Source organism: Streptomyces sp. NPDC107559 (genome assembly GCF_055657365.1).
Genome location: NZ_JBVKBD010000007.1, coordinates 378,193 through 395,841 on the forward strand (window position 1 = coordinate 378,193; position 17,649 = coordinate 395,841).

Consider the following 17,649-nt stretch of genomic DNA (forward strand, 5'->3'; position numbering starts at 1 on the left):
CGAAGCGTGCGTGTTCCATGCTGGAACGCATGACCACCACCGACCCGCAGGCCGCGGCACTGGCCCGGTTCGCCGCGCTGATCGCCGACGAGACCCGGGCGGCCTGTCTGCTCGCGCTGCTCGACGGGCGCGCCTGGACCGCCGGGGAACTGGCCCGGCACGCGGGCGTCGCCGCGTCGACGCTGAGCGAGCATCTGAGCCGCCTGGTCGCGGGCGGGCTGCTCACCGAGGAACGGCAGGGGCGGCACCGCTACGTCCGGCTGGCCGACGCCCGGGTCGCCCACCTGGTGGAGGATCTGGCGGCCCCCCTCGCGCCCCGCGCCGCCCGGCAGCCGCGCAGTCTGCGCGAGTCGAGCGCCGGGTCCGCGATGGCCCGCGGCCGCACCTGCTACGACCATCTCGCCGGGCGGCTGGGCATCGTGGTCACCGACGCGCTGACCGCGCACGGGCTGCTGCGCCAGGACACCGGGTTCGCCCTCACGGACGCGGGTGTGCGCTGGTTCGCCGCCGCGGGCATCGGCCTGGACCGGCACGGCCGACGGCCGCTGGCCCGCGCCTGCCTCGACTGGACCGAGCGCCGCCCGCACCTCGCGGGGGTCGCGGGCGCGGCCCTGTGCCGGCACGCCCTGGACACGGGCTGGTGCGTGCGCATCGGCACCGAACGGGCCGTGAAGGTGACGCCGGCGGGCGAGCGCGCGCTGTCCGAACTGCTGGGCATCGAGGCGTCGGCACTGTGCTGAGCGGCGCCCGCGCACCCGGCTCCCCGTCCGGAATCCGCCGGTCGGGCCACCCGACCCCACCTACTCTCAGGAGCATGATGAACACCTCACCGCCCGCCCGTACGGGGCTGCTCGCCGCCGGGGCGGCCACGGTCACCGTCGTGCTGTGGGCCTCCGCCTTCGTCTCGATCCGCAGCGCGGGCGCCGCGTACTCGCCGGGCGCGCTGGCGCTCGGACGACTGCTCACGGGCGTGCTCGCGCTGGGTGCGCTCTGGGCCGTACGGCGGGAGGGGCTGCCGCCGCGGTCGGCCTGGCGCCGGATAGCGGTGTCCGGGGTGCTGTGGTTCGGGTTCTACATGGTGGTGCTCAACTGGGGCGAGCAGCAGGTCGACGCGGGCACGGCGGCGCTGGTCGTGAACATCGGCCCGCTGCTGATCGCCGTGCTCGGCGCGCGGCTGCTCGGCGACGCGCTGCCGCCGCGGCTGATCGCGGGCATGGCGGTGTCGTTCGCGGGTGCGGTGACCGTGGGCCTGTCGATGTCGGGCGGGGGCGGCTCCTCGGCCCTCGGGGTGGTGCTGTGCCTGCTGGCCGCGATCGCCTACGCGGGCGGGGTGGTGACCCAGAAGCCGGCCCTGGAGCGGGCGAGCGTGCTCCAGGTGACGACGTTCGGGTGCCTGGTCGGTGCCGTGGTCTGCCTGCCGTTCGCCGGACAGCTGGTGCGGGAGGCGGGCGAGGCCCCGCTGTCCGCCACGCTGAACATGGTCTACCTGGGCCTGTTCCCGACCGCGCTCGCCTTCACGACCTGGGCGTACGCCCTGGCCCGTACGACGGCGGGCCGCATGGGCGCGACGACGTACGCGGTGCCCGCGCTGGTCGTCCTGATGTCCTGGCTGGTCCTGGGCGAGGTACCGGGCGTGCTCACGCTGGCCGGCGGGGCGCTGTGCCTGGCGGGCGTGGCGGTGTCGCGGTCGCGGCCGCGGCGGCCCGCCGTCGCACCCGCTGCCGCTCCCGCCGTCGCACCCGCTGCCGCTCCGGCCGCCGCGCCACGGCCGGAGCAGGAGCAGGTGTCCTGAGTCGCGGGCCTCAGAACACCACCAGCGCCCGGCCGCCCTTGCCCGCCAGCATGTTCTCGAACGCCGCCGGGATGCCGTCCAGGCCGATCCGTTCGGTGACCAGGGCGCCCAGGTCCAGGCGGCCCGCGCGGACGTGCTCGGCCAGGACGGGCAGGTCGACCGCCGGGTCCGCGTTGCCGTAGACGCAGCCGGAGAGGGTGCGGCCCCAGTGGAAGAGCTCCAGGGCGTTGAAGGTGACCTGCTGGTCCTTGCCGCCGATGCCGACGACCGTGGTGCGTCCGCCGCGGCGGGTGGACTCCCAGGCGGTGCGGATGGTGACGGCCCGGCCCACGCACTCGACGGCGACGTCGACGCCCGCCCGGCCGGTCAGGGCGCGGATCTCGCGGGCGGTGGTGTCGGAGGCGACGACGTAGTCGGTGGCGCCCGCCGCGCGCGCCAGTTCCTCCTTCGCCGGGGAGACGTCGACGGCGATGATCCGTGAGGCGCCGGCGATCCGGGCCGCCTGGAGCGCGGCGAGGCCCACTCCCCCGGCGCCGAACACCGCCACCGTCTCGCCGCGCCGCACCTGCGCCGAGTGGTGGACGGCTCCGTAACCGGTGAGGACCGCGCAGCCGAGGAGGGCCGCGTCGGCGAGCGGCACGCCCGGCGGGGCAGGCAGCAGGCAGGACTCGGGCACCACGGTCTCCTCCGCGAACGCGGCGACGTTGAGACCGGGATGCAGCGCGACGCCGTCCACGGTACGGGCGTACACGTCCCCGGCGCCGTTCAGGGCGTTGGCGCACAGCCAGACCTCACCGAGAGAGCAGGCGTGACAACTTCCGCAGGCGGGCGCCCAGTTGAGGACGACCTCGGCTCCGGCCGAGAATCCGGTCACCCCCTCGCCGACGGCGACGACCGTGCCCGCGCCCTCGTGGCCGAGGACCGCGGGGACCGGTACCCGCATGGTGCCGTCGGACAGGGACAGGTCGGAGTGGCAGACCCCGGCGGCGGCGAGCCGCACCCGGACCCGGCCGGGGCCGGGCTCGGGCAGCTCGATCTCGGTGATCTCCAGCGCGGAGCCGATGGCGGGCAGGACGGCGGCACGGACAGCCATGACGGGTGACTCCCCTGGAACTGGACGGACAGGAACCGGACGGACAGGAACCGGACGGACCGGGACGGGAACCGGCGGACCGGCGGACCGGGACAAGAACCGGGCGGGCCGGGACTGAAATGCCTAGAACTGGAGGGACTTGGTCTGGAGGTACTCGGACAGGCCGTGCGTGCCGAGTTCACGGCCGACGCCCGACTGCTTGTAGCCGCCGAAGGGGGCCAGCGGGTTGAACCGCCCTCCGTTGATGTCGACCTGGCCGGTCTCCATCCGTCGGGCGAAGGCCACCGCCTCCTCCTCGTCCCCGGCCCAGACGGCGCCCGCGAGGCCGTAGACCGTGCCGTTGGCGATCCGCAGCGCCTCCTCCTCGTCCTCGTAGCGCAGGATCGACAGGACCGGGCCGAAGATCTCCTCCTGCGCGATCGCCATGTCGGGGGTGACGTCGGCGAAGACCGTGGGGGCGACGAAGTAGCCCTGTTCGCGCGGGGGTTCGCTGCCGCCGGCGACCAGTCGCGCGCCCTCCGCCACGCCCTTGTCGATGTAACCGCGCACCCGCTCCTGCTGCTTGGCGTTGACGAGCGGGCCGATCCGGTCGCCGTACTTGGCGGCGGCCTCGGCGGCGAGCGCGACCGCCTCGTCGTACTGCTCGGTGTGCACCAGCACGCGGGTCCAGGCGCTGCACGTCTGACCGGAGTTGGACATCACGTTGGCGACGCCGACCTTCACCGCCCTGGCGAGGTCGGCGCCGGGCAGGATGACGTTGGCGGACTTGCCGCCGAGCTCCAGGGCCACCTTCTTGACGGCGGCACCGGCCGCGGCGCCGATCCGCCTGCCGACGGCCGTCGATCCGGTGAAGGAGACGAGGTCGACGCCCGGGTGCTCGGCGAGCGCCTGGCCGGCCACCGGTCCGAGGCCGGTGACGAGGTTGAAGACGCCCGCGGGGACCCCGGCCTCGTGCACCGCCTCGGCGAAGAGCTGGGCGGTCAGGGGGGTGTCCTCGGCGGGCTTCAGGACGACCGTGCAGCCCGCCGCGAGGGCCGGGGCGACCTTGGCGACGATCTGGTGGAGGGGGTAGTTCCAGGGGGTGATCGCGCCGACCACGCCGACCGGCTCGTGGTGGACGGTGGAGTTGCCGACCTTCTCCTCGAAGGCGTACGTCGCCGCGAGGTCGGCGTACGAGCCCGCGACCGCGACCGGGACGCCCGCGTGGACGGCCCGCGAGAACTCCAGGGGCGAGCCGAGTTCCGCGGTGACGGTCGCGGCGATCTCCTCCGCGCGGGTCACCAGGACGTCCCGCAGGGCGCCCAGCCGGGCGGCCCGCTCGGCGGGCGCGGTGGCGGCCCAGCCCGGCAGGGCGGCGCGGGCGGCCCGTACGGCGGTGTCGACGTCCAGGGCGGTGCCCGCGGGGACCGTGCCGAGGACCTGCTCGTCGGCCGGGTTCACGACCTCGATCACGTCCTGGCCGGCGGCGGGGCGCCAGGCGCCGTCGATGTACATGCCGTCGTGTGCCTTCATCGTGCTTCCTCCCGGGCGGGCGGCGACTCTTCGTCTTCCGGCACACAAACTAGCGGTGATAGTTTTTGGGCGCCAGACACCACTCGCCCAGGATGCCGCAGCGGTCTCATTCCTCCAGGTCCGGCAGGCGGTCCGGGGCCGGGCAGATCCGGTCCCCGTGCTGGTCGAACACGAACAGGTGAGCCAGGTCGACCAGGAGCGGGACGTGCATACCGTGCCGGAGGTCGAAGTCGGGGGTGGTGCGCACGACGAGGTCGCCGGGCAGGCGCCCGTCCGGCGAGGTCACCGCGGCACCCTGCGGCGCGGCACCCTGCGGCGCGGAGCCCTGGGAGGGAAGGCCGCGGGAGACGGAGCCGTGCGGCTCGGGGTCGTCCGCGGCGAGGACCGGTCCGGCCCGCAGGGCTCCCGCCCGCCCCCGCAGCCGGTCCAGGACCGTTCCCTCCCGGCGTCTGCGGCGGACCGGCCGGACGGCGGGGCGCGGAGCCTCCAGATCGGGTACGACGGCGGGCCGCGACCCGGTGTTGAAGTGGACCAGCACCTCGTGCCCCTGGAACTCGACGTGCTCCACCAGGCCGGTGATCGGCACCTCGCCGGGCCGGGCCTCGGCGCGCGAGGCGATCCGCACCGCCTCCGAACGCAGCCCGACGATCACCTCGCGGCCCTGCTGCACCCGCAGCAACTGGTGGTCCAGGCACAGGGGTTCGGGCAGCCGGAGGAACTGCTTGCCGAGACTGAGGGTCATCGCCCCGTCGAGCGGCGCGCGGACCAGGCCGCGCAGCAGATTGATGCGGGGGGTGCCGATGAAGGCCGCCACGAAGACGTTGCGGGGCAGCGCGTAGACCGAGCGCGGGGTGTCGACCTGCTGGAGCACCCCGCCGCGCAGCACGGCGACCCGGTCACCGAGCGACATGGCCTCGGCCTGGTCGTGGGTGACGTAGACCGTGGTGACGCCCAGCTCCCGGGTGAGCTTGGAGATCTCCGCCCGCAGGTGGTTGCGCAGCTTCGCGTCGAGGTTGGACAGCGGCTCGTCCATCAGGAACGCCGACGGATGCCGGGCGATGGCCCGGCCCATGGCGACCCGCTGGCGCTCCCCGCCGGACAGCTGGCCCGGGAACCGGTCCAGGAGGTCCTCGATGCCCAGCATGCGGGCGGTGGCGTCCACCCGCGGGCGGGGATCCGCGCCGGGTGCCTCGATGCGCAGCGGGAAGCCGATGTTGTCCCGGCCGGTCATGCTCGGGTAGAGGGCGAAGTTCTGGAAGACCATGGCGATGTCCCGCTCGGACGGCGGCAGGTCGTTGCCGTGCTCACCGTCGAGGAGCAGCACGCCCTCGTCGATGTCCTCCAGGCCGGCGATCATTCTGAGCACCGTGGACTTGCCGCAGCCGGACGGTCCCAGCAGGACCAGGAACTCACCGGGCGCGATGTCCAGCGAGAGCCGGTCCACCACCCGGGCGCCTCGCGTGTAGGCCTTGCTCACGTCGTGCAGGGAGATGGCGCGTGTCATGAAGGTGTCCCTGGGGGCTCACTCGGGCGCTGGTGCTCCGCGGTCGATTGTCCCGTGCGGGTCGTACGGGGCTGTGAGTCACGGAAGTTAACGGACCGTGCCCGGCAGGGGGAAGACACCTGACGTGATCGGGGTGATCCGTCCACTGGGTGAGAAAGTGGAAGATCGCGTTCAGCAGGGAGTCGCAAGACCGGCCCGCCCCCGCCGGCGCGCGGGCGGGGGCGGGCCGATCACCGGTGAGCCGACCGCCCGTCAGCCGGCCGAAGCCGCGGCCCCGGTGACCGGGGCGACCTCCACCGGGATGCCGTTGAGGACCGCGTTGCCCGAGAGCGGGTCGAGCAGGGTGCCGTCGAGGAGCTGGTTGACGTTCACGCCGGGGTCGGTGGCGGCGTGGGCGAGGCGGGTGCCGGGCCGGTCGTGACCCCAGCCGTGCGGCAGGCTCACCACCCCCGTGCGCACGCCGTCCGTGACCTCCGCCCGGGCGGTCACCTCGCCTCCGGCACCCTTGACGCGCACCGGCTCGCCGTCCCGTACGCCGAGCCGTCCGGCGTCCTCGGGGTGGATGTGCAGGGTGCAGCGGTTGGTGCCGCCGGTGAGGGCGGGGACGTTGTGCATCCAGCTGTTGTTGGAGCGCAGATGGCGGCGGCCGACCAGGACGAGCCCGTCGGCCCGCTCACCGAGGGCCCGCCGCAGCCGGGGCAGGTCGGCGGCTATGGGCTCCGGCAGCAGCTCGATCCGCCCGCTCCTGGTCTTCAGCGGCTGCGGCAGCCGGGGGCGCAGCGGTCCGAGGTCGATGCCGTGCGGGTGGTCCAACAGCCGCCCCAGGCCCAGTCCTTCGGGCCGGGCGCCGAAGCCGTCGCCGTAGGGGCCCAGGCGCAGCATCATGTCCAGCCGCCGTTCGGGCCCGGTGTCACCGGTGAGCGCGGCGGCCAGCTCGCGCGGTTCGCGGCCGTGCACCGGGGAGGCGGGGTCCTTGACGGCCTTGCCCAGGGTCTGGTCGACGACGAGCGTGTCGACGGCCGCGGGGTCGGCGCCGTGCATGCCGGTCACGGCGAGGGTGAGCCGGGCAAGGATCTCGGTCTCGGCCATCCGGCCGGGTTCGAGGGGGACCGCGGGACGGGTGTAGCGGACCTGGTTGCGTACCGCGAGGGTGTTGAAGGCGAAGTCGTGGTGCGGGCTCTGCGACGGCGGGGGCGGCGGCAGCACGACGTCGGCGTGGCGGGAGGTCTCGTTGAGGTAGGGGTCGACGCTGACCATGAAGTCCAGCGAGTCCAGGGCCTTGTCGAGCCGGTCGCCGTCGGGTGCGGAGAGCACGGGGTTGGCGGCGACGGCGATCAGCGCGCGGACCGGCTCGCCCTCGGCGGTGGCGGTGTCGATCTCCTCGGCGAGCGCGGAGAGCGGCAACTCGCCCTTCGCCTCGGGGTGCCGGCTGACCCGGGAGTGCCAGCGCCCGAGCGCGAAGCCGTGTCCGGGGCCGGCCGGGCGGGGTGTGCGGTCGGTGGCGGCCTGCGGGAAGAGGGCGCCGCCGGGGCGGTCGAGGTTGCCGGTGAGGATGTTGAGGACGTCGACGAGCCAGCTCGCCAGGGTGCCGTGCGGGACCGTGCAGCTGCCGATGCGGCCGTACACGGCGGCGGTGGGGGCGGCGGCGAGTTCCCGGGCGAGTGCGCGGATGACGGCGGCCTCGACGTCACAGGACTCCGCGACCGCCTCGGGGGTGAAGTCCCGCATGGCCGCGCGGAGTTCCGGCACGTCCTGGACGTGGGGCGTGAGCCGCCCGAGGTCGACGAGGTCCTCCTCGAACAGGACGTGCGCCATCGCCGCGAGCAGCAGGGCGTCGGTGCCCGGCCGGATCGCGAGGTGCCGGTCGGCGAGCTTGGCGGTGCGGGTGCGGCGCGGGTCGACGACGGTGAGGGTGCCGCCGCGGGCCTTGAGCGCCTTGAGCTTGCCGGGGAAGTCGGGGGCGGTGCACAGACTCCCGTTGGACTCCAGCGGGTTGGCGCCCAGCAGCAGCAGATGGCCGGTGTGGTCCAGGTCGGGTACGGGGATGGCGTTGGCGTCGCCGTACAGCAGTCCGCTGGAGACGTGCTTGGGCATCTGGTCGACCGTGGACGCGGTGAACAGGCTGCGGGTGCCGAGGCCGGCGATCAGGACGGTCGGGTAGAGGGCGCCGGCCATGGTGTGGACGTTGGGGTTGCCGAGGACGACACCGACGGCGTGCGGGCCGTACCGCTCGACGACGGGCCGGATCCCGGCCGCGACCGCGTCGTACGCCTCCTGCCAGGTGGCCTCGCGCAGTTCTCCGTCGCGGCGGACGAGCGGGGTGCGCAGCCGGTCGGGGTCGCCGTCGACGGCCCCGAAGGAGGCTCCCTTGGGGCAGATGAACCCGCGGCTGAACACGTCGTCGCGGTCGCCGCGGGCCCCGGTCACCCGGGTGCCCTCGATGGTCAGGGTCAGGCCGCAGGTGGCCTCGCACAGGGGGCAGATGCGCAGAGCGGTGCGGGACACGGGTCCTCCCGGAGGGTGGCGGCGACGGTGACGCACGCGGACGCCGCCGAGCATACCGACCGGTATGCATGAGCGGGAGGGCCTTGGCCCCGCCCGTCGGGACGCCGGGCCGCCGGTCCGGCACCCCCGGCAGTCCCGCGGGCCGTCAGTCCAGCACCCGTCCCAGGTAAGCCCGCAGCAGTTCCCGTGCCTCCGCGATGATCCTCTCGTCGCCCTCCGGGTCCATCCGGAAGGCGAGGTGGACCAGGGTGTCGGCGGTCTCCACCGCGATCAGGAAGGTGCGGCGCAGGTCGTCGTCCGGGGTGCGGTCCAGGTAGCCCGAGAGCAGGTCGGTGAGACGGTCGGCCACGCGGTGGTTGGGTTCGGCGTCGCGGGCGCCGACCGGGATCTGGTTGCCGAAGTCGACGAGCGTGAAGCCGGGCGCGGTGTGCTTCATGGCCAGGTACTCGTCCAGTACGGCGTCCACGGCCGCGCGCCAGTCGCCCCGCCGCGCCCCCTTCAGCCGCCGGGTGACGCGCTCGGAGTAGCGTTCGAGATTGCGCTGGGCGAGGGCGTCGGCCATCTGGCGCTTGTTGCCGAAGAACCGGTAGACGGAACCGATGGGGACACCTGCGCGCTGGGCGACGGCACGGGTGCTCAGGTCGTCGTAGCCGACCTCGTCGAGGAGATCGGCACAGGCGTCGAGGATCCTGGTCAGCCGTTCGGCGCTGCGCCGCTGCACGGGCGCACGGCGCAGCGAGGTCGCGTGGGGCACGGGTTTCATGATGCCTCTCCGCCGGGGTCCGGTGAACGTCGCCCCCCAGTACGCGGATTGCTGCCCTGTGCACTCATCGCGGCCGGTGCACCGCCGGGCCGGCGACCCGCGGCAGGGCCGCCCCGGCCGACGGCACCCGTGCCCGCGCCGGTGCGCGCGGGGACGCCGAGCACGCCGAGAAGGTCGCATCCGTCCGACATGCCCCGGAGCGTAGAGCACGGCCCCGCGGTACGGATCCCCTCCCAGGTCGGCCCGTACGCGACCCGGCGTCCGCCGCCCCCGGGTCCCGGGTCCCTCTTGCGCGCGGGAAACCGCAATCCTACGGTGTCCCATAGGAATGAGTTCGCAAGGGAGCGATGATGAGCGGGGACGCACGGAAGACCGCCGAGGGGCTGACCTATCTCTCCGGTTTCGGCAACGAGCACAGCTCCGAGGCCGAGCCGGGAGCGCTGCCCGAGGGCCGCAACTCACCGCAGCGTGCCCCCCTGGGCCTGTACGCGGAACAGCTCAGCGGTACGGCGTTCACCGAGCCCAGAGCCCACAACCGCCGCTCGTGGCTGTACCGGATCCACCCCTCGGCCGCCCACCCGGCGTTCGTCCGCACCGGCAACGGCGCGCTGCGGACCGGCCCCTTCACCGAGACCCCGCCCGACCCCAACCGGCTGCGCTGGAACCCGCTGCCGGCCCCTGCGGAGGGGACCGACTTCCTGGCGGGGCTGTGGACCCTCGGCGGCAACGGCGACGCGGCCCAGCGCGCCGGCATGGCCGTGCACCTGTACCACGCGAACTCCTCCATGGACCGCGTCCTCAGCGACGCCGACGGCGAGCTGCTGATCGTCCCGGAGCGCGGCGGGCTGCTGCTGCACACGGAGTTCGGCAGGCTGCACGCCGAGCCCGGGCACATGGCGCTGATCCCGCGCGGTGTCCGCTTCCGGGTGGAACTCCTGGACGCCTCCGCCCGCGGCTACGTCTGCGAGAACTACGGCGCCCCCTTCCGCCTGCCCGACCTCGGCCCCATCGGCGCCAACGGACTCGCCAACGCCCGTGACTTCCGCGCGCCGACGGCCGCGTACGAGGACGTCGAGGGGCCGGTGGAGGTGGTGAACAAGTTCTGCGGCAACCTCTGGACGGCCGTCTACGACCACTCGCCGCTCGACGTGGTGGCCTGGCACGGCAACTACGTGCCGTACGTGTACGACCTGCACCGCTTCAACGTGATCGGCTCGATCTCCTACGACCACCCCGACCCGTCGATCTTCACGGTGCTGACCTCGCCGTCGGACACGCCGGGCCTGGCGGGCGTCGACTTCGTGGTGTTCGCGCCGCGCTGGCTGGTGGGCGAGGACACCTTCCGGCCGCCGTACTTCCACCGCAACGTGATGAGCGAGTACATGGGGCTCGTCGAGGGCGCGTACGACGCCAAGGCGGAGGGCTTCGTGCCGGGCGGCGGCTCGCTGCACAACATGATGTCGGCACACGGTCCGGACCGGGAGACGTTCGACCGGGCGAGCGCCGCCGAACTGCGTCCGCAGAAGATCGACGACGGACTGGCCTTCATGTTCGAGACCCGCTGGCCGCTCACCCTCACCCCGCAGGCGGCGGGGGCTGAGCACCTCCAGCAGCGCTACGACGACGTATGGCAGGGCCTCGAACGGCACTTCCGCCCGTTGCACTGACCGGTTTCGACAGGTACGGATAGCCCGTGACCTCCTTCGCCCCGGACTCGATCGTCCTGAACCGCAAGCTGCCGCTGTGGTACCAGGTGTCGCAGTCGCTCCGTGCCTCCATACTCGGCCGCTCGCCCCACGACCCGCTGCGGCTGCCCACCGAGGAGCAGTTGGCGGGGCACTACGGCGTGAGCGTGCTGACCATGCGGCAGGCGCTGAAGGAACTGGAGGACGAGGGGCTCATCTCCCGTCACCGCAGGCGCGGGACGTTCATCGAGCCGGACGCCCTGCGCAGCACGCCGGTGCGGCTGCTGGGCTCGGTGGACGCGATCGTGGCCCAGCAGTCCGGCATGACGACCGAGCTGCTGGAGCACGGGCCGGCGCAGGTGCCGGCCGAACTCGCCGAGTTCTTCCCCGGTCTGGCGCGGGTGGCGGGCTACCACCGGCTGCGCAGCGACGAGAAGACCGGCGAGCCGACCAACCACGCCCGCAACTGGGTCCGTCCGGACCTGGCCGAGCGCATCGATCCGGCGGATCTGGTCCGCTGGCCGATGACGAAGGTGCTGCGGGACGTGGTCGGCGCGGACATCAGCCGCATCACGGACACGGTGGAGGCGCGGCTCGCGGACCCGGAGACGGCGCGGCTGCTCCAGGTCCCGCTGCTCAGCCCGATCCTGCACTACACGGGCATCACCTACGACACGGCCGGGCGGCCGCTGGACGTGGCGGTCATCCACTACCGGGGCGACCGCTTCTCCTTCACGGTGACGCTCGACGCCACCTGACCCGCCCCGCCCCGGCCCGTCGTACGATGCCCAGCGTGACGCCCGACGACGCTCCGCCGCTGGCGGACCTCATGCCGTGGTCCGTCGCACCGCCGCGGCTCGGCCGGAGGTGGCCGACGGCCCCCGACCCGGCGTCCCTGAAGGCGCGCTGGGACACGCTGATGAAGGCCGAGGGGGCCGACCGGGAGGCGCTGTTCGAGCCGACGCGCTCGCGCACCCTGCGCTCGGCGGTGGGCGGACTGCCCGGCCAGACCAGCGGCACCCAGCGGCTGGCCCGCGCCTCGGGCCCGTGCCCGGAGCCGGTGCGCGTGCTGCACGCCCCCTTCGACGAGCAGTGGCTGATCCCCGACCACCGCCTGCTCGACGCGGCCCGGCCCGAACTGTGGCGGGTGAGCGACGAACGGCAGATCCTCGTCGTGGAGACCGCGGAGGGGCCGGGGCCGCGTCTGCTCGCCACCTCGCTGGTGCCGCTGCTGCGCCCCGGCCGGGTCCGGCCGCTCTACCGCCGGCCCGGCGGCACGGAACCGAACCTGGCCTCCGGCCTGCTGGAGCATCTCGCCGGACGGCTCGGCCATCTCCCCACCCCCGAGGACTTCCTGGCCTGGACCCTGGCCGCGGTCCGCCCCGACCTCACCGTGCCGCTCACCGGGGACGCCGGGCTGTGGTCCCGGGGCGTCGAACTGGGCCGCCGTTCGCTGTGGCTGATGCGCCGCGACGGCGACCGGCCCAAACTCCCCGGCGGCCGCCGCCCCTACGTCCGCGCCCCGCTCCCCACCCGGCCCCTGGACGTCCGCTACGACCGGGACGAGGAGACCCTGCACCTCGACGAGGGCCGGATCTCCCCGGTGCCGCCGCCGGCGTGGGACTTCGAGGCGGCCGGTGTCAGGGTGCTGGAACAGTGGATCGCGACGAGGACGGCCGAGGGCGAACCGGGTTCCCTGGCGGCGATCCGCCCGGCGGCCTGGCTGCAGACGTGGACGTCGGAGCTGCTGGAACTGATCACGGTCCTCGCCCTGCTGGCGGAACTGGAGCCGCGGCGGGCGGAGCTGGAGACGCTCCGTCCGGTCCCGGCCGCCGAGCTGCGCGCGGCGGGGGTCCTGCCGGTCCCGGAGGCGGCCCGCCGCCCGGCGACGGTCCTGGACCACCACGAGGAGGGCCCCGAGGGACAGTTCGCCCTCGTCTGATCCGGTCTCCCCGCTCCCCCACCGGCCACGGGACGGTCGCCGCGCGGGGCCGGAGGTGAGCCGGTCCACGTGCCTGCACGCATGACAACGGGGCGTGCGCAGGACATGATCCGGCGCATGAGGCCACTTCCCCCGCCCCTGGAGGGCATCACCGTCGTCGCCGTGGAGCAGGCCGTCGCGGCTCCCTTCGCCACCCGGCAGCTCGCCGATCTCGGCGCCCGGGTCATCAAGGTGGAGCGGATCGACGGCGGCGACTTCGCCCGGGGCTACGACACCGCCGCCGGCGGCCTCGCCTCGCACTTCGTGTGGTGCAACCGCGGCAAGGAGTCGATCGCCCTCGACCTCAAGGACGAGCGGGGCCTGGACGTCGTACGGCGACTGGTCGCGGACGCGGACGTCTTCGTGCAGAACCTGGCCCAGGGGGCCGCCGCCCGGCTCGGTCTGGACGCCGCCACCCTGTGCGCCGCGCATCCGCGGCTGATCGCCGTCGACATCTCGGGCTACGGGTCGTCAGGCCCGTACGCGGACAAACGGGCGTACGACATGCTGGTGCAGTGCGAGGCCGGGCTGGTGTCGGTGACGGGGACGCCGGAACAGCCGGTGAAGGCGGGGATCCCGGCGGCCGACATCGCGGCGGCCATGTACGCGTTCTCCGGGGTGCTGGCGGCGCTGGTGCGGCGGGGCGCCACGGGGCGCGGCGGGCCGGTGGAGGTGTCGATGCTGGAGGCGCTCGCGGAGTGGATGGGGCACCCGCTGCACCATGCGATGCACGGAGGCACTCCCCCGGCGCGCACCGGGCTCGCGCACGCCGTCATCGCGCCCTACGACTCCTACCCGACGGCGGACGGCGGGCGGGTGCTGCTGTCGGTGCAGAACGACCGGGAGTGGCGACGGCTGGCCGAACAGGTGCTCGGGCAGCCGGAGTTGGGGACGGATCCGGCGTACGCCACGAACGCCGCCCGGGTCGCGAACCGGGGCGGCACGGACGCCCACGTGGCGAAGGCGCTGGGCGCGCTGGATGCCGACGAGGCCGTCGCACGGTTGGAGGAGGCGGGCATCGCGTGTGCGCGCCTGAGAGACCTGCACGAGGTGGCGGAGCATCCGCAGCTGGCGGCTCGGGAGCGATGGCGGGAGGTGGGGACGCCGGTCGGGGCGCTGCGGACACTGCTGCCACCGATCACACTGCCGGGCGGAGCGGAGGCGGACCTGGGGGACGTGCCCGCGCTCGGGGAGCACACCGAGGCACTGCTGCGCGCCGTGGGGATGACGGACGAGCTGATCGCAGCGCTGCGCCGGGACGGTGTGGCCGCCTGAGCGCGGGCCTCAGTTCCCGCCGAACAGGGAACGGCTCAGCCGGCGCAGCGGCGCGAAGAGCGAGACGCGACGGACACGCGCGACCCTGCCGGTGGTGTCGCGCCGGGGGTCACGTGCCGTCAGTTCGAGCATGAGCGAGGTCGCCTCGGCCGCCTCCCGCTGCGGTATGGCGGGCCCCGCCAGCACCGACAGATGACGATCGAGGCGCGAACTCGTCGCGCTGCTCCCGCAGGTGATCGCAGGGACCCTCGCCCTGCTGCGCACTGTTATCTGTTCCATGTCACTCCCCACCCGTACGAGTCCACCCGGCTCGGGCAGAGTAACCCTATCGTCCCTTTGCGGCACTCGTGTATCGCGATCACAGGATTCACCTGTCCCGCAAGGGGGTTGACGATTACTCTCCGAATCCGAGCGATTTCAGGGCGAGTTGGACAATCGGCTGGGTAGTGGGCTGCTCGGATCCCCCGTCGGGCTCGACGGTCACAGCGAGTGACGTGGCGGATTTGTCAAGACCGGAGGTGACCAAGGGCGTGTCGCCGTCGAAGAGGCCGAGGGAACGCGGTTGCCCGGCAGGGCGCATGAGCCACAACTGGTGCACGTGTCCGCTCGCCAGACCGTCGTATCCGCTCAGGGTGACGATCGCCCGTCCCTGCGAGGCGGAGGCGATCACGCCGATGCTGCGCCCCTGGGCGTCCCGGTCGGTGGTCGCGCGGGTGTCCGGGGCGCCGAGCACCCGGGCGATCTCACGCGACTGGGCCCGCTCGGCGTCCAGCCGGTCCTGCGCCTGGCCGGCCTGGACGGCGAAGAGCGAGGCGACGACGAGGGCCGCGGCGGCCGTCGCCGTGGCGAACGGGACGAACAGCGGACGCGGACGGGCCACCCGGACACGGGCCGGCGGCGGGCGGGTCCCCCAGACGTGCGGCGGCAGTTGGGCCGCCATGCGCTCCGGCTCGGGAGCCGACATCTGCGGCGTCGTCCGTACGGCGGCCAGGACCCGGTCGCGCATCGCGGTCGGCGGCGGGGCGGCGGTGGACCAGGCGAGCCGGACGGCGTCCTCGGACAGGGCGCGGACCTCGGCGGCACAGACGTCGCAGCCGTCGAGGTGCCGCTCGAAGCGCAGCCGCTCGGCGGGCTCCAGCGCGTCGAGGGCGTAGGGGGCCGCGAGCGAGTGCAGGTCCTCGCGTCGCAGCAGTCGGTCGAGGACGCTCATGCGACGCCTCCCAGGCATTTGCGCAGGCTGGTGAGTCCGTCGCGCATTCGGGTCTTGACCGTGCCCAGCGGGAGCGAGAGCCGCTCGGCCACTTCACGGTAGGTGTATCCGTCGTAATAGGCGAGAGTGACGGACTGTCGTTGCAGGGCCGTCAGCCGGTCCAGGCAGCGGCGCACCCACTCGCGCTCCAGGCCCGCCTCGACCTCCTCGGTGACCTGGTCGAAGGCGGGGTGGTGGGCGCGGCGCGCCTCGCGCTGCTCGCGTTCACCGGCCGCCCGGACACTGCGCACCCGGTCCACGGCGCGACGGTGGGCGAGGGTGAGGATCCAGGACAGCGCGCTGCCCCGGCCGGGGTCGAAGCGGGCGGCGGAGCGCCACAGTTCGAGCAGCACCTCCTGGGACACCTCCTCCGACTGCGCGGGATCGCGCACCACGCGCCGCACGAGCCCGAACACCGGCCCGGACACCAGGGCGTACAGATCCTCGAAGGCCTTCTGGTCGCCACCCGCCACGAGCACCAGAAGCTCGTCCGCCTCCACGCGGTTCCCCTCTCCCCGGCCACAGCCGGCCCGTCCCGTCACACCAGGCATTCGCAACGAACACACCTCCGGATGGGGTTACGGATCAGGGTGCCCGAAACGCGGGTGGAGCAGGGAGAAAAGAAATTTCCCGATCGACCAATCCGATCGGTGCCTCCGCGCCGTATACCCGTCCGTCAAGCAAGTTGGACTGAGGACGGACGGCATGACACCTATCTCCAGGACCGGTACGGGACGCCGAGGCGTCGCGGCCCTCATATGTGCTGCACTGGCCGCCGGGGGGCTCACAGCCGCCGGTGTGGCCCTGCTGGAGCCCGGGGCGGCCTCCGCCTCCAGCCACCGCGAGGCGCCGCTGATCTCGGGGACTCCCCAGTACGACAACACGGACGTGTACGCCTTCGTGAGCCCGGACAAGCCGGACACGACGACGATCATCGCGAACTGGATCCCCTTCGAGGAGCCGGCCGGCGGACCGAACTTCTACACGTTCGCGGACGACGCCCAGTACGACCTCCACATCGACAACGACGGTGACGCGCAGGGCGATCTGCTCTTCCGCTACACCTTCAAGACGCACGTCAAGAACAAGAAGACGTTCCTCTACAACACGGGCGCCGTCGAGAGCCTCGACGACCCCGACCTCAACATCACGCAGACGTACGACATCGACCTGATCCGGCTGAAGCACCAGCACCAGGTCTCGAAGACGAAGATCGCGCACGACGTCCCGGTCGCGCCGTCGAACGTGGGCAAGGCGTCGATGCCGGACTACGGCAAGCTGCGCTACCAGGCGATCCACAAGCTCTCCAGCGGCGCGCAGACCTTCGCGGGCCAGGCGGACGACCCGTTCTTCCTGGATCTGCGGGTCTTCGACCTCCTGTACGGCGGGAACCTGTCCGAGGTCGGCCGGGACACCCTCAAGGGCTACAACGTCAACTCGATCGCCCTCCAGATCCCGAACCACATGCTCACGGAGTCGGCCCACCAGCCGATCGTGGGCATCTGGTCGACGACCCAGCGCAAGACCGCGGGCGGCTACTACGCGCAGGTCTCGCGCCTGGGCAACCCGCTCGTCAACGAGGTCGTCAACCCGCAGGGCGACAAGGACAAGTTCAACGCGTCCTCGCCCTGGCAGGACGCGCAGTTCCTGAAGAACGTCACCAACCCCGAGCTGCCGAAGCTCATCGAGGGGATCTACAAGATCAAGGCGCCGGCCGAGCCGCGCAACGACCTGGTCGACGTCTTCCTGAAGGGCGTCAAGGGCCTCAACCAGCCGCCGTACGTGAAGCCGGCCGAGGAACTCCGCCTCAACACCTCGATCAAGCCGGCCGCCCACCCCAAGCGGCTGGGCGTGCTGGACGGCGACAACGCGGGCTTCCCGAACGGCCGTCGGCTCACCGACGACGTGATCGACGCCTCCCTCCAGGTCGTCGAGGGCGAACTGGTCGGTTCCAAGAACGACCTGGGCGACGCGGTCGACGCCAACGACCAGAAGTTCGGTCACTCCTTCCCGTACCTGGCCAACCCGACCTCGGGCTCGCGCGGCGCGCTCGCCAAGGGCACGACCAGCGGCGCGGACGTGCGCAGCCAGCTCGGTGACGCGCTCCAGCCGGCCGGCACCTCGGGCAGCGGCACCGACACCACCCTGATCGCCGCCTCCGCGGCCTCGGGCGCCGCCGGTGTCCTGCTGATCGGCACGGGCCTGGCCTGGTGGCGCCGCCGTTCGCAGCGGCCCTACTAGACCGCACCCCCACAGACCGGCGCGGCCCGCACCTCTGCACACCCCCCAC

General features: G+C 73.3%; 15 protein-coding genes. 7 read left to right on the forward strand and 8 right to left on the reverse strand.

What is annotated here, in order from left to right; genetic code table 11:
* Positions 1-17: 17 nt before the first annotated feature.
* Both ACZ7OY_RS22995 and ACZ7OY_RS23000 read left to right on the forward strand, forming a co-directional pair.
* Positions 18-740 carry an ArsR/SmtB family transcription factor gene (locus ACZ7OY_RS22995; protein WP_471913057.1) on the forward strand — a complete coding sequence of 241 codons (723 nt, stop codon included), beginning with the start codon at positions 18-20 and terminating at the stop codon, positions 738-740.
* Between the two features lie 74 nt (positions 741-814).
* Complete coding sequence (locus ACZ7OY_RS23000; protein WP_471913058.1) at positions 815-1,792, forward strand: DMT family transporter; 978 nt, start codon at positions 815-817, stop codon at positions 1,790-1,792.
* 10 nt (positions 1,793-1,802) lie between these two features.
* On the opposite strand, the gene ACZ7OY_RS23005 is transcribed toward ACZ7OY_RS23000, so the two are convergent.
* The 5 genes from ACZ7OY_RS23005 to ACZ7OY_RS23025 all read right to left on the reverse strand — a co-directional run bounded on the left by ACZ7OY_RS23005 (position 1,803) and on the right by ACZ7OY_RS23025 (position 9,169).
* Positions 1,803-2,885, reverse strand: coding sequence for a Zn-dependent alcohol dehydrogenase (locus ACZ7OY_RS23005; protein ID WP_471913059.1), 1,083 nt, complete (start codon positions 2,883-2,885; stop codon positions 1,803-1,805).
* Positions 2,886-3,008: 123 nt separating this feature from the next.
* Positions 3,009-4,397, reverse strand: a complete 1,389-nt coding sequence (locus ACZ7OY_RS23010; RefSeq protein WP_471913060.1) for an aldehyde dehydrogenase family protein — start codon at positions 4,395-4,397, stop codon at positions 3,009-3,011.
* A 106-nt stretch (positions 4,398-4,503) separates the two neighbouring features.
* Positions 4,504-5,901, reverse strand: coding sequence for an ABC transporter ATP-binding protein (locus ACZ7OY_RS23015; RefSeq protein WP_471913061.1), 1,398 nt, complete (start codon positions 5,899-5,901; stop codon positions 4,504-4,506).
* Between the two features lie 252 nt (positions 5,902-6,153).
* Entirely contained in the window at positions 6,154-8,406 is a 2,253-nt protein-coding gene (locus ACZ7OY_RS23020; RefSeq protein WP_471913062.1) for a molybdopterin oxidoreductase family protein, read from the reverse strand.
* Between the two features lie 145 nt (positions 8,407-8,551).
* Positions 8,552-9,169 (reverse strand): TetR/AcrR family transcriptional regulator, encoded by a 618-nt coding sequence (locus tag ACZ7OY_RS23025; protein ID WP_471913063.1) that lies wholly within the window; start codon positions 9,167-9,169, stop codon positions 8,552-8,554.
* Between the two features lie 350 nt (positions 9,170-9,519).
* Here ACZ7OY_RS23025 and hmgA point away from each other — a divergent pair, with 350 nt between their 5' ends.
* The 4 genes from hmgA to ACZ7OY_RS23045 all read left to right on the forward strand — a co-directional run bounded on the left by hmgA (position 9,520) and on the right by ACZ7OY_RS23045 (position 14,110).
* On the forward strand, positions 9,520-10,836 hold the full coding sequence (gene hmgA, locus ACZ7OY_RS23030; protein ID WP_471913064.1) for a homogentisate 1,2-dioxygenase: 1,317 nt from the start codon (positions 9,520-9,522) through the stop codon (positions 10,834-10,836).
* Positions 10,837-10,862: 26 nt separating this feature from the next.
* Positions 10,863-11,612 (forward strand): GntR family transcriptional regulator, encoded by a 750-nt coding sequence (locus ACZ7OY_RS23035; protein ID WP_471913065.1) that lies wholly within the window; start codon positions 10,863-10,865, stop codon positions 11,610-11,612.
* 26 nt (positions 11,613-11,638) lie between these two features.
* The gene (locus ACZ7OY_RS23040) at positions 11,639-12,796 is read left to right on the forward strand and encodes a type ISP restriction/modification enzyme (RefSeq protein WP_471913066.1); all 1,158 of its coding nucleotides are present in this window, start codon (positions 11,639-11,641) and stop codon (positions 12,794-12,796) included.
* Between the two features lie 105 nt (positions 12,797-12,901).
* Complete coding sequence (locus ACZ7OY_RS23045) at positions 12,902-14,110, forward strand: CaiB/BaiF CoA transferase family protein (protein WP_471913141.1); 1,209 nt, start codon at positions 12,902-12,904, stop codon at positions 14,108-14,110.
* Positions 14,111-14,119: 9 nt separating this feature from the next.
* On the opposite strand, the gene ACZ7OY_RS23050 is transcribed toward ACZ7OY_RS23045, so the two are convergent.
* The 3 genes from ACZ7OY_RS23050 to ACZ7OY_RS23060 form a co-directional block, all read right to left on the reverse strand.
* On the reverse strand, positions 14,120-14,389 hold the full coding sequence (locus ACZ7OY_RS23050) for a hypothetical protein (RefSeq protein WP_471913067.1): 270 nt from the start codon (positions 14,387-14,389) through the stop codon (positions 14,120-14,122).
* A gap of 115 nt (positions 14,390-14,504) precedes the next feature.
* Entirely contained in the window at positions 14,505-15,320 is an 816-nt protein-coding gene (locus ACZ7OY_RS23055; RefSeq protein ID WP_471913068.1) for an anti-sigma factor, read from the reverse strand.
* Positions 15,317-15,859 (reverse strand): ECF RNA polymerase sigma factor SigK, encoded by a 543-nt coding sequence (locus ACZ7OY_RS23060; protein WP_162469923.1) that lies wholly within the window; start codon positions 15,857-15,859, stop codon positions 15,317-15,319. Before ACZ7OY_RS23060 ends, ACZ7OY_RS23055 begins: the two co-directional genes overlap by 4 nt.
* 205 nt (positions 15,860-16,064) lie before the next feature.
* On the opposite strand from ACZ7OY_RS23060, the gene ACZ7OY_RS23065 reads away from it, so the two are divergent.
* Positions 16,065-17,600 carry a DUF4331 domain-containing protein gene (locus ACZ7OY_RS23065; protein WP_471913069.1) on the forward strand — a complete coding sequence of 512 codons (1,536 nt, stop codon included), beginning with the start codon at positions 16,065-16,067 and terminating at the stop codon, positions 17,598-17,600.
* The last annotated feature ends 49 nt before the right edge of the window (positions 17,601-17,649 follow it).

Excerpts from the sequence above, each read along its gene's own strand:
- ACZ7OY_RS23025 (WP_471913063.1), bottom strand. The coding sequence starts at position 9,169 with ATGAAACCCGTGCCCCACGCGACCTCGCTGCGCCGTGCGCCCGTGCAG.
- ACZ7OY_RS23000 (WP_471913058.1), top strand. The coding sequence starts at position 815 with ATGATGAACACCTCACCGCCCGCCCGTACGGGGCTGCTCGCCGCCGGG.
- ACZ7OY_RS23010 (WP_471913060.1), bottom strand. The coding sequence starts at position 4,397 with ATGAAGGCACACGACGGCATGTACATCGACGGCGCCTGGCGCCCCGCC.
- ACZ7OY_RS23040 (WP_471913066.1), top strand. The coding sequence starts at position 11,639 with ATGCCCAGCGTGACGCCCGACGACGCTCCGCCGCTGGCGGACCTCATG.
- ACZ7OY_RS23015 (WP_471913061.1), bottom strand. The coding sequence starts at position 5,901 with ATGACACGCGCCATCTCCCTGCACGACGTGAGCAAGGCCTACACGCGA.
- ACZ7OY_RS23050 (WP_471913067.1), bottom strand. The coding sequence starts at position 14,389 with ATGGAACAGATAACAGTGCGCAGCAGGGCGAGGGTCCCTGCGATCACC.
- ACZ7OY_RS23055 (WP_471913068.1), bottom strand. The coding sequence starts at position 15,320 with ATGAGCGTCCTCGACCGACTGCTGCGACGCGAGGACCTGCACTCGCTC.
- hmgA (WP_471913064.1), top strand. The coding sequence starts at position 9,520 with ATGAGCGGGGACGCACGGAAGACCGCCGAGGGGCTGACCTATCTCTCC.
- ACZ7OY_RS23005 (WP_471913059.1), bottom strand. The coding sequence starts at position 2,885 with ATGGCTGTCCGTGCCGCCGTCCTGCCCGCCATCGGCTCCGCGCTGGAG.
- ACZ7OY_RS23065 (WP_471913069.1), top strand. The coding sequence starts at position 16,065 with ATGACACCTATCTCCAGGACCGGTACGGGACGCCGAGGCGTCGCGGCC.
- ACZ7OY_RS23045 (WP_471913141.1), top strand. The coding sequence starts at position 12,902 with ATGATCCGGCGCATGAGGCCACTTCCCCCGCCCCTGGAGGGCATCACC.
- ACZ7OY_RS22995 (WP_471913057.1), top strand. The coding sequence starts at position 18 with ATGCTGGAACGCATGACCACCACCGACCCGCAGGCCGCGGCACTGGCC.